At 64.2% G+C, this 10,810-nt stretch carries 10 protein-coding genes and 1 pseudogene; all 11 read right to left on the reverse strand.

Annotated features, from left to right (window positions below; genetic code table 11):
• Positions 1 to 16: 16 nt before the first annotated feature.
• Complete coding sequence (locus L21_RS12670) at positions 17 to 592, reverse strand: hypothetical protein (protein ID WP_143727309.1); 576 nt, start codon at positions 590 to 592, stop codon at positions 17 to 19.
• 52 nt (positions 593 to 644) lie between these two features.
• Entirely contained in the window at positions 645 to 1,451 is an 807-nt protein-coding gene (locus tag L21_RS12675) for a 4Fe-4S binding protein (protein WP_083609036.1), read from the reverse strand.
• A 284-nt stretch (positions 1,452 to 1,735) separates the two neighbouring features.
• Positions 1,736 to 2,395 (reverse strand): DUF4332 domain-containing protein, encoded by a 660-nt coding sequence (locus tag L21_RS12680; RefSeq protein WP_074370816.1) that lies wholly within the window; start codon positions 2,393 to 2,395, stop codon positions 1,736 to 1,738.
• A gap of 9 nt (positions 2,396 to 2,404) precedes the next feature.
• Positions 2,405 to 3,229: an EFR1 family ferrodoxin gene (locus L21_RS12685; protein WP_074370817.1), complete on the reverse strand. Its 825-nt coding sequence runs from the start codon at positions 3,227 to 3,229 to the stop codon at positions 2,405 to 2,407.
• Positions 3,226 to 4,017 (reverse strand): EFR1 family ferrodoxin, encoded by a 792-nt coding sequence (locus tag L21_RS12690; RefSeq protein WP_074370818.1) that lies wholly within the window; start codon positions 4,015 to 4,017, stop codon positions 3,226 to 3,228. The genes L21_RS12685 and L21_RS12690 overlap by 4 nt, the downstream gene beginning before the upstream one ends.
• 108 nt (positions 4,018 to 4,125) lie before the next feature.
• Positions 4,126 to 5,712, reverse strand: a complete 1,587-nt coding sequence (locus L21_RS12695; RefSeq protein ID WP_074370819.1) for a sodium:solute symporter family protein — start codon at positions 5,710 to 5,712, stop codon at positions 4,126 to 4,128.
• Between the two features lie 205 nt (positions 5,713 to 5,917).
• On the reverse strand, positions 5,918 to 6,421 hold the full coding sequence (gene ilvN / locus L21_RS12700) for an acetolactate synthase small subunit (RefSeq protein WP_074370820.1): 504 nt from the start codon (positions 6,419 to 6,421) through the stop codon (positions 5,918 to 5,920).
• On the reverse strand, positions 6,418 to 8,094 hold the full coding sequence (gene ilvB / locus L21_RS12705) for a biosynthetic-type acetolactate synthase large subunit (RefSeq protein ID WP_074370821.1): 1,677 nt from the start codon (positions 8,092 to 8,094) through the stop codon (positions 6,418 to 6,420). Before ilvB ends, ilvN begins: the two co-directional genes overlap by 4 nt.
• Positions 8,066 to 9,577, reverse strand: a complete 1,512-nt coding sequence (locus L21_RS12710; protein ID WP_074370822.1) for a 2-isopropylmalate synthase — start codon at positions 9,575 to 9,577, stop codon at positions 8,066 to 8,068. The genes ilvB and L21_RS12710 overlap by 29 nt, the downstream gene beginning before the upstream one ends.
• Positions 9,578 to 9,758: 181 nt before the next feature.
• Positions 9,759 to 10,436: a DUF4013 domain-containing protein gene (locus L21_RS12715; RefSeq protein WP_074370823.1), complete on the reverse strand. Its 678-nt coding sequence runs from the start codon at positions 10,434 to 10,436 to the stop codon at positions 9,759 to 9,761.
• 173 nt (positions 10,437 to 10,609) lie between these two features.
• Positions 10,610 to 10,810: pseudogene (locus tag L21_RS14255) on the reverse strand (DUF4013 domain-containing protein); the annotation flags it as partial.

Consider the following 10,810-nt stretch of genomic DNA (forward strand, 5'->3'; position numbering starts at 1 on the left):
ACCTTGCGGAAGAGGGTTACGCGGCGGCCTGCCGCCGTAGATCGCTCGCGGCCCATCCGGCGACTGCAGCGAGGATGTTCAGCACGCTGACCGCGATGAACGTGTACTTGATCGGCGAGATCACGGCGGTGAACGCTGCAACCCCGTAGAGCTCCGCCGGGTAGGCAAGGAGCATCGCGACGACCCCGATGTTCTCGCAGTAGTCGGCAGCGCCCGCGACGAGCGGGACGAGGTTGAGGCGCATCCAGGGGCTGCCCGCCGGGAGCCACCGGGAGAAGAGCCAGGATATGGTAACGGCATAAAAGAGCGTATACGCCAGCGGGAAGACGAGGTCGAGCGGCACGATCCGCGTCAGGTAGAACGCCCGCCCGGCGTCCCCGAGCGCCGCAAGCATCGCGTAGGCCTCAACCGGGGTGTAGGTGAACGCCATGTCGAGGATACCTGCGCCGCCCGTGATCTTCTCGAGCGCAGCAAGACCGAACGGCCGGCCGTTGATCAGGGCCGCCGAGACGGCGAAGAAGGCGAGCGATAGAAGCACTGCCCTTCCTGACGAGATCCGTTGGATGGCGGTGGAGACCGTATCGACGATCACAGCCTCCCCCTCCACGCGTACCCGACGGTGTTATCCGGGCGGTATGCCGCGATCAGCGCCGGCCGGGTCGTTGGTGCCATGAGAGGATGGTGGTGCTCACCGGCCCTGTACGCCGTAGGTGATGGCCCCCTCCGGGCAGGCGTCGGCGCAAGCAGCGCAGAGGATGCACTCGGCACTCTCCATATCCCCCTCCCGGACCCTGCCGTGGACGTCGAGGCCCATCGGGCAGGCCTTCGAGCATTTCCCGCAGTCGATGCAGCGGCCGGCATCGGCCGCAAGGCGGAGCGCCGGCCAGGCCGACGGCGTTCCTGATCTTCCGGCCGACGATCATCAGGGCGGCGATCGGGCAGAGGACGCGACAGAAGCCGCGACGGCCCAGGACGAACGCGGCAGCGAAGATCCCGAGGAAGATGAAACCCGCGATCGCCAGGGTCTCGAGGGACGTGATCGAGAATCCGTTCACCGTGCCGTAGAAGGGATCGACCGCACGGATACCCCCGGCGCCGACGAAGAGGTACGCGATCAGCCCAAGCCAGAGGACCGTGACGCCGTACTTGACCAGGTTGCGTCGGCCGTCCTTGACGGTGCGCTTTATGGCGGGCGAACAGATCTCCTGCCATGCTCCCATCGGGCAGAGCCAGCCGCACCAGAGGCGGGAGACGCCGAGCGAGAGGACGGCGAGCGCGGCAAAGAGGAGCAGGCTGCCGGTGGCGATGCCTTCGGCCGCCCCCATCAGGATGACGATGGGGGAGATGTAGAAGAGCGTGGCCGGGAGGATGAGGAACGAGACGATGAGGATAGCCCTCCTGATCGTCTGGCGCGAGAGTCGCGGCTTCTGTGACAGGGTTTCCTGTGCCATGATAATTTCCTTAGGCTGATCTGACGGTCGTGCGGCCTCTCACGCCGCCGGAACAATCCATCACTCATGGGATCTGCCGGTACGGAGGGCTGTGAGCGGACGCACAGAGCAACATTCCTAGTTTTATCAAAAGGGTGCAATAACACTTTTGCATGACGATTCCATCAAGGAGAAGCAGCGGTTGCGGAAATAAATGGGTATTCCCGCCCCAAATCCCCTATAACCACCCGGAGGGGGTTTGCCCGTTCCCTGAAACGGTCAGCGTTGCAGGTGAACCGGCCGGGTTACGAAACGTACGACGCCGCTTTCACCAGCCGCCTGACGTCCCTGAGACCGATCGTTCCTCTGAAGTAGGTATGTTCCCTGTTGACCCGATCGAGATCGCTGCACAACTTCTCCGGATCTGCAGTTGCAACCGTTTTTGCATCCGTATACCCCGCGGCGACCAGCATCCTGGCTGCTGTAGGGCTTACCCACTGGATTCGCGTCAGATCAGCCAGTGCGTAGAGGGAATCGATAAGATCGGGATCGATACCGAGAGCGGTTGCGGTCTCCTCCCGTCTTCCGGGCGAGGCCAGAGCATCGTAGAGGAGAGCGGCATTCTTCAGACCGCTGCTCTCCAGGTTATCGAGATCGGCCTTCCGGAGCCAGTCAAAAGCGCTTACGGGGTGTGCTTTTGGAAAATAACCCTCGATCTCCCGGCGCAGCAACGTTAGGTACGCCGGGTCGACTCCGGTCTCCGTTGCAAGTGCGGGTATCTTTTTTGGATTCTTCAACTCCTTCCGCAGATCCGCGAGGGTTGCGAAGCCATGCGCTTTCAGCTTCAGAAATGTTCCATCAATATCTTCTAGGAGAGACGAGCGGCTTGGAACCAGATCGGTCTCTTCAATCCTCTTCTTCAGGTCGTCGAGGCTTACTCTTTCGGCATCGATGTAGTACGGCATAGCCACCTCTCACGAACGGTTCTCCCGTGCGGCTCCGTCCCCGCGTTGCGCCTCCATATCCGCAACCGTGAGATCCGGGTGCCGGTAGCGCCCCCGCCCCTCGGTCCCGAACATCGCGTTGAGCTGGATCGCCTCGGTCGGGCAGAAGTGGAGACAGGCGCAGCAGAACTCGCACTTCCGGCCCCACATTGGGCGGCCGCCGGTGAGGGTGAGGTTCCCCGCCGGGCAGACCCTCGCGCAGGTGCCGCAGCCGGTGCAGGCATCCGAGACGGAGAAGCGTTCGCCCGCATCGCGAGCGCTCTTTGCAAGCGATCCGTAACTCAGGGCATTTACGAGCCCGGAGAGGGGTGCGAACCCCGGGGAGACCGGCCGGCCGCCCCTGATCGCCTCCGCGATCTCATCGAGCCGGCGGTCTGCCCTGCCGAGGATCTTACCACACTTCCCGGCCGGCACCGAGCGCATGAGCGGTGGGAAGTTGCCGGGCATCCTGACGGCAAACCCTGCGTCGAGCCCCCGGCCCTGCCGCTCACGGAGGATCCTATCGAGCTGGTGGAGCGCCGAGACGCCTATCCCGCCCATCGTAACGACGGCGAAGGTATACTTCGCCCGTGAGAGGTCGAGTCTCTCTGCGAAGTCGGCGACCATGACCGGCAATCCGCAGTCGTAGACCGGGCAGACGATCCCGATCCGGCCGGCGTCCGGGGTGATAGGGCCCGGGGTATTCGCAAGCGATGCGATCGGGACGAGTTCGGTCTCCCCGAGAGCCCCCGCGATCTTCCTTGCCGCGGCAAGAGAGTTCCCTGTGCCGGTGAAGTAGTAGATGACGGTCTTCATAGCCGGTGCTCCAGCTCGGCGATCTCGACCGACGGATTCCGGTAGCGCTGCCTCCCTTCGGTAGCCTTGCCGGCCTGGATCGCCCCGGCCGGGCAGAGGTGGATGCACCCGCAGCAGAGTTCGCACCGGTGGTTCCAGACCGGCCGGCCGTCGACCATCTCGATGTTCTCCGCCGGGCAGAGCCTCGCGCAGATGCCGCAGGACGTGCACTCTTCGGTCACCGTGAACCTGCGGTCTTCCCCGTGAACCCGGGAGCGGAACCGGGGGTACATGACGGCCCTGATGAGGCGTGTCAGAGGCGCGGACGGGAGGTTTACTTTCTCCCCCTGCCGAACCCGGCCCGCGATCGCCTCGAGCTCCGCGTCCGCTGCGGCAAGGATGCGGTCCCGCTTCTCCCCCGCAGGCGACCCGTACATCAGGATGTAGTTGCCCGGCATGTTCACCGCGAACCCCGCATCGAGCCCCCTTCCGGCCTTCTCCTTCAGGATCCCGTCGAGCTGCCGGAGCGCCGCGGAGCCTCCGCCCCCGCCGTGCGTGACCACCGAGAAGATGTACTTCGCACCCGAAAGGTCGAGACGCTCCGCAAACGCCGTCACCATCGCCGGGAGCCCGGAGAAGTAGACCGGGCAGACGAACCCGACCCGGTCGGCGCCGGGGCGGATCTCGCCCGGGGTCTTCGCGAGCGACGCGATAGGGACGATCTCGGTCTCCCCGAGGGATTGGGCGATCTTCTTTGCCGCTGCAAGGGAGTTCCCCGTGCCAGTAAAATAGTAGATGATGGTCTTCATGGCAATCTCCGTTCTCCACCGGTTGTGTCGGCAGTCTAGTGTCTGCTCAGGGGGATATGGACTTTGCGAAGGCGAACGGGAGGGAAAAATGACGGGAGCGCTCCGCCGTCACTGCCGGCGGGGCGATTCCCGGTCGACAAACAGGGTCTCTCCGGGGCTCGCGGCCGGTGAAGGGAGGGAAGGCGACTGGATGAACCAGCCGGTCCGGGTACTGTCGAGCACGTCATCGGAGTTCCGGGTGGTCATGAGGCTGACGACAACCATGGTGAGGATCGAGAGCCCGAGCGCGTAGATGCTGAAGTGCATGGGAAGGGGCGCCACGAACTGGTGCCAGTAACCGAAGACGGCGGACGCAACGAGCCCGACCAGCATGCTCGCGATCGCTCCCTGTCCCGTCGCACCGCGCCAGTAGAGCCCGGCAAGCAGCGGAACCGCGAACGTCGCGAGCATCACCCCGATGCCCATCCAGATCAGCCACGCGAGCATCGGCGGCGGGTTGACGGCGAGCAGGAGCGTGCCGCCGGCCCCGACGACGATCGCGACCTTCGAGACGAGGAGCACCTCTTTATCGGTCGCCGAGGGACGGAGGATGTTCTTGTAGACGTCCCACGCGAACGAGGTCCCCACGGTGAGCATCAGCCGGTCGGTCGTGGACATCACCGCCGCAAGGACGATGACCGCGAAGAGCGCCCACAACGCCACGTTCGGCATCGCGTACTCGACGCCCGCGATGAAGGCGAAGTCCTGGGCGTTCACGGCGTCGGGGAGGACGAGCTTCCCCTCCTCGACGAGCGACCGCACGGCAAACCCGGTGAACTTGACGAGGAACATCACGACCGCGTAGATGACGAACGCGAGGAGCGGCGCCCACTTGAAGTAGCGTTTCTCCTTGACTGCCAGGACGTTGCTGACGACGTGCGGTGCGCAGGCGAGGCCGACCATCAGGAGGATCCCGAACGAGAAGAGGAACTCCGGCGTCGTGTAGGCATACGACGCGTAGGCCGGGCTCGGGTACCAGGGCTCGACGAAGTTCGGGTCGATCCCGGCAAGCACGGTATTGATGTGGGCCAGGCCGCCGGCGCTCATGATGACCGGCGGCGCCATCAGGAGGACGCCGAAGATCAGGATCCCGCCCTGGAAGAGAGTCGTCCAGGAGACGGCATAGAGCCCGCCGACGACCGTATAGGCCGTGATGATGACCCCGGAGATGAGGAGCGCCTGCCAGTGCGGGATACCGAAGAGCCAGACGAGCACGATGCTGATCGCGGCATACTGCCCGACGAGGTAGATCAGCGAGACGACGATGCCCGAGATCGCGGCGAGCGCCCGGACCGCCCGCGGGCTCTCGAACCGGTCCGCGAGGTAGTCCTGGACGGTCAGGTAGCCCCGTTCTCTCCCGAGGGTGTGGAGTTTGACCCCGAAGAAGATGATACAGAACGAGGCTGCAAGCGGGACGAAGATCTGCTCCCATATCCCGGGCCAGCCCGAGTTGTAGCCGAACCCGCTTACGCCGAGCAGGGTCATCCCGCTGCAGATCGAGCAGACAACCAGGATCGTGAAGACCCAGAACCCGAGCGATCTGCCTGCGAGGATGTAGTCCTCGGTGTTCTTGATCTTCTTCGAAGCCCAGTTCCCGATGCCGATGAGCACGAAGAAGTAGAGCCCGATCAGGACGAACGTCAGTATATCCGCCATTCAAGCGGCCTCCCTGAACCGGAGGCCCCAGAGGGCGAGCAGTACGACGACGATCAGGATCGTACCGCCCACGACGAGTCCCGTATGGAAAGGTAATCCGGAGAACATGCTGTGTTAGTGTGTGGCGTGCTAACATATAACACGATCGCCGGAGAGGCAGGGAGATCGGCCTGATGGCATGACGGACGCACCGGACCAAAAAAAGTTATTTTGAACTCTTCACGGTCTTTGCCCCACGGAGAAGGGCAATCTTCCCTGTGCGGACGAGTTCCTTGATGCCGTACTGGCGCAGGAGTTTCTCCAGCGCATCGATCTTCTCCGTATCCCCGGTCACCTGGAGGACCAGGGTCTTTGACCCGACGTCCACGACCTGTGCCCGGAAGATGTCCGCGATCTGCAGGATCTCGGCGCGGAACGGCCCGGTCTCGGCGGCGACCTTGATGAGGGCGAGTTCCCGCTCCACGCTCTCCCGCTTCGTCAGGTCCGAGACCTTGATGACGTCGATGAGCTTGTTGGTCTGCTTCATCACCTGCTCGATGACGCCGTCGTCGCCGTTCACCACGATGGTGACCCGGCTCATGTTCGGCTCCTCGCAGGGTCCGACGGCCAGGCTCTCGATGTTGAACCCCCGCCGCGAGAACATCCCGGCGACCCGGCCCAGGACGCCGGCCCGGTTCTCGACGAGAACGCTCAGGGTATGCGGTTTCATTCCTGCCTCACCCCGATCATCTCGTTGATCGCAGCACCCGCAGGGACCATGGGAAAGACGTTCTCCTCCCGTTCGACCCGGAAGTCCAGGACGAACGGCCCGTCGGTGGCGAGCGCGGTCTCGAGCGCCTCCCGCACACCGGCCTTCTCCTCGACCCGGAGCCCTTCGACCCCGTAGGCGTTCGCGATCTTCACGAAGTCCACCGCCGGCAGCTCCGTGTAGGAGTAGCGGCGGTCGTAGAAGAGTTCCTGCCACTGCCGCACCATCCCGAGGTACATGTTGTTCAGGATGACGACCTTGACCGGGATCTGGTAGTGCGCCACCGTCCCGAGCTCCTGAATGTTCATCTGGAAACTCCCGTCGCCGGCGACGTCGACGACCGGGAGGTCGGGCCGGGCGTAATGGGCGCCGATGGCCGCCGGGAACCCGTAGCCCATCGTCCCGAGACCGCCGGAGGTGATCCAGGTCCGGGGTTTCTTGAAGCAGTAGTAGAGCGCGGTCCACATCTGGTTCTGGCCGACCTCGCTCACGACGATCCCCTCGCCCTTCAGGAGATCGGAGAGCTGCTCCACGACGTACTGCGGGCGGAGATGGTCGTCGTCGCGGTAGCAAAGCGGATACTGCGCCTTCCAGGCGTTGATCCGGGAGACCCAGTTCGCCGTATCGCCGCGCTTCTGCATACGACGGAGGAGCGCCTGGAGGACGGCCTTCACGTCGCCCACGATCGGGACGTCGACCACCTTGTTCTTCCCGATCTCCGCCGGGTCGATATCGATGTGGATGACCGCGGCGTTCGGCGCGAACGTCTCGATCTTGCCGGTGACCCGGTCGTCGAACCGGACGCCGACGGCGATCAGGAGGTCGCACTCCGTCACCGCGTAGTTCGCGGACTGGGTGCCGTGCATCCCGAGCATCCCGAGGTTGAGCGGGTGGTCGCCGGGGACGGCGCCGAGCCCCATCAGGGTTGTCGTCACCGGGACGGCGGCCGTCTCGACGAACTCCAGGAGTTCGGCCGACGCTTCCGAGAGAATCACCCCGCCGCCGGCGTAGACGAGCGGGCGCTCGGCGTTCGCTATCAGGTCGAGCGCCTTATCGATCTGGCGGACGTGCCCCTGGTAGGTGGGCTGGTAGCCGCGGAGGGAGACCGTCCCGGGGACGGGCGCTCCCTCCAACACCTGGCCCGTGCTGACGTCTTTGGGGAGATCGACCAGCACCGGGCCGGGCCGGCCGGTCCGCGCGATGTAGAACGCCTCCTGCACCACGCGGTCGAGGTCGGCGGCATCCTTCACCAGGTAGTTGTGTTTGGTGACCGGCATCGTGATCCCGGTGATGTCCGACTCCTGGAACGCATCGTTCCCGAGGAGGCCGGTCGGCACCTGGCCGGTGAGCGCCACGATCGGGATAGAGTCCATGTAGGCCGTCGCGATCCCCGTGACCAGATTGCACGCGCCGGGGCCGGAGGTGGCAAGGCATACCCCTACACGGCCGCTCGCGCGCGCGTAGCCGTCGGCCGCGTGCGCTGCTGCCTGCTCATGCCTTACCAGAATGTGCCGGATCGACGAGTCGTAGAGTTCATCGTAGATCGGCAACACCACGCCGCCGGGGTAGCCGAATATGGTGTCCACCCCTTCACGCTGCAGCGCTTCAATCAGAGTCTTTGCTCCGGTCTTCATGCTCTTCCCTGAGTAATCTGTTCATCCCGGCGATAACTGCTTCGACGCTCGCCATGATGATGTCGGTCCTCGCACCCCGCGAGGTCACGGTCTTCCCGTCTTTGCTGAGTTTCACCGAGACGTCGACGAGGGCGTCCGTGCCGCCGGTTATGGCATCGACGCTGTATTCATCGAGCCGCACACTACCGACGTCCGCGACCGACTTCTGGAGCGCGCGGATCGCCGCGTCCACCGGCCCGGTACCGACTGCGGCGCCGGTGACCTCCTCGCCGCGGACGAGCATCGTCACCGAGGCGGTCGGCATCGCGTTGCTCCCCGAGACGATGGTGAACTGGCGCAGTTCAAGGCAGGGCGTAAACGCGATATCCATGACGGTATCGGTTATCGCCATGATGTCGGCGTCGGTTATCCGCATCCCGGCATCCCCTATCTGCTTGATCCTCGTGACGATCTCCGCGAGCTGTGCGCCGTCCGGGGTATACCCCATGTCGTGGAGGGCGGCCTCGACCGCCGCCGACCCCGAGTGCTTCCCGAGGACGATCCGGCGCTTGCGGCCCACCCTCTCCGGCTGGAGCGGCTCGTAGGTGCTCGCGTCCCGCATCACCCCGTGAGCGTGGATGCCGCTCTCGTGGGTGAAGGCCATCTCGCCGACGATCGGCTTGTTGGTCGCGAGCGGTACCCCGGTCAGCCGGGCGACGTGGGTCGAGAGGGGGTAGAGTTCCCCGGTCTTGATCCCGGTATCGACCCCGTAGAGTACCTCGAGCGCCATCACCAGCTCTTCGAGGGCGGTGTTTCCCGCCCGCTCCCCGAGGCCGTTGACGGTGACGTGGGCACAGGTCGCCCCCGCCCGGAGGGCGGCGACGGTGGTCGCGAGCCCGAATCCGAGGTCGTCGTGGCAGTGGATCGAGAGCGGGGCAAAGAGAAGCGGCGGTATGATCGCGGCCGCCCGCTCGGGGGTGAGGAGCCCGACGGTGTCGCAGAAGCAGAGCCGGTCGGCTCCCCGCTCGACCCCTTCCCGGAAGACCGTCGCGAGAAACGCCTGGTCGGCGCGGGACGCGTCTTCGCCGGATAATTCCACGATCAGGCCGCGGCTCTTCGCGTACTCGACGGCGCTCCAGGCCATATCACAGACCTGCTCGCGGGTCTTCCTGAGCTTCTTGCTGATATGGAGATCGCTCACCGGGACGACGAGGTGGACGGAGTCGGCACCGGCGTCGGCGGCGAGGTCGATGTCCCCGGGGAGTGCCCGGACGTAGGTGCAGGTCTCGGCTGCAAGCCCGGCGTCGGCGATGGCCCGGATCGACTCACGCTCTCCGGCGGAAGCGGCGGCTGAGCCCGCCTCGACGACGTGGACGCCGACGTCGGAAAGGTGCGTTGCAATCTCAAGTTTCTGTGCCGGCGTGAGAGAGACACCCGGTGTCTGTTCCCCGTCCCGTAAGGTAGTGTCAAAAAAGCGGATCGATTCAACAAATAAAACAATCACACATAGTGCAATTCACCGTCAAGAAATTGGCGGCAGGGATACTTAAACGTTGGGCATTCGGGGAACCTGGTGCAGGGAAAGGTTCTGGTGAAACCTCCCGTCCGTCGCCGACCGGGTGAGACGAAGATGTGGAGTTCATAGCACTGGTGATGATCGAGATGAACCGAAAAAGAAGAGGATTTTATGCCGCCGCCGGGGCGCTCTCGTAGAGGAGGGCGACATAGCGGGCGGAGAAGATGATGAATGCCGGCATGAGCAGGAAGACGAGGATCGGCCCGGCGAGCGGGATCAGGGCAAGGACGAACTGCGCGATCGTTATCACGATGCCCATGACAAGGAGGGCGATGAAGCAACGGATCCACCCGACCCTGCCGACGTGGCGGATGAGGGTGCCGACCCGGAACGCCTCGCGCATCTTCCCCGTCCGGGCAAACCTGACCGCCGCAAACGTCGAGAGGATCCCGATGATGATGGCGGCGAGGATGAAGATGATGAAGACTGCAAGGGCTGCGAAGATGGCCAGCTCCGGGCTGATGAGCGGTTCGGGACCGGATCCCGCCGGGGTTACCGTCGCTGAGACCGGGATGAGGTACATCAGGAAGGGAAGGACCGTGAGGACCATGAGCGGGATCGAGTAGACGACCGTGATGACGATCAGTTTGATGCCGTCGATAAAAAGCCCGATCCAGCCTTCGAGTTCCGGGGCGGGTTTCGTGCCGCTCATGACCCGCACCGTGTAGCCGTACATGAACGGGAATATGATCGTGCTGACGAGCAGGAGGAGCCAGCGGACCCACCTGCCCCAGATAGCGTCCTTCGCGTAACCGAAGGACTCGCTGAGTAACTGAACGAGACCCATGTGTATCACCGCATATTCGGATAAGCATTACCCGGATCAGGGATAAACACGCTGCTTTTATCCGGGGAGAACCCCGTGCGCTCCGGAGATTCTGTCGACGGGGCAAAGACGGTATCGTTGACCGGGTGCAAACAGGTGCGGAACCGGAGAAAAAGAGGGGGTTGGTTGAGCGATTACGCGGAGGCAGGGGCTTCCTCGTAGACCTGCGCGAGGTAACGGGCGTAGAAGATGGCGAACGCCGCGTTGAGGAAGAGTGCAATGAGCCATCCGAGGAGGGGTATCGCACCGAGAATGCCGACCACGAAGCCGTAGACGAGCGCAATGACGAGGAGAATGATGACCGCGATGATCCAGGTTCCCCAGCCGAGCGCACC

Origin of the sequence: Methanoculleus chikugoensis (assembly GCF_900095385.1) — an archaeon.
Taxonomy (GTDB): domain Archaea; phylum Halobacteriota; class Methanomicrobia; order Methanomicrobiales; family Methanoculleaceae; genus Methanoculleus; species Methanoculleus chikugoensis_A.

Excerpts from the sequence above, each read along its gene's own strand:
- L21_RS12675 (WP_083609036.1), bottom strand. The coding sequence starts at position 1,451 with ATGGCACAGGAAACCCTGTCACAGAAGCCGCGACTCTCGCGCCAGACG.
- L21_RS12680 (WP_074370816.1), bottom strand. The coding sequence starts at position 2,395 with ATGCCGTACTACATCGATGCCGAAAGAGTAAGCCTCGACGACCTGAAG.
- L21_RS12685 (WP_074370817.1), bottom strand. The coding sequence starts at position 3,229 with ATGAAGACCGTCATCTACTACTTCACCGGCACAGGGAACTCTCTTGCC.
- L21_RS12690 (WP_074370818.1), bottom strand. The coding sequence starts at position 4,017 with ATGAAGACCATCATCTACTATTTTACTGGCACGGGGAACTCCCTTGCA.
- L21_RS12695 (WP_074370819.1), bottom strand. The coding sequence starts at position 5,712 with ATGGCGGATATACTGACGTTCGTCCTGATCGGGCTCTACTTCTTCGTG.
- ilvN (WP_074370820.1), bottom strand. The coding sequence starts at position 6,421 with ATGAAACCGCATACCCTGAGCGTTCTCGTCGAGAACCGGGCCGGCGTC.
- ilvB (WP_074370821.1), bottom strand. The coding sequence starts at position 8,094 with ATGAAGACCGGAGCAAAGACTCTGATTGAAGCGCTGCAGCGTGAAGGG.
- L21_RS12715 (WP_074370823.1), bottom strand. The coding sequence starts at position 10,436 with ATGGGTCTCGTTCAGTTACTCAGCGAGTCCTTCGGTTACGCGAAGGAC.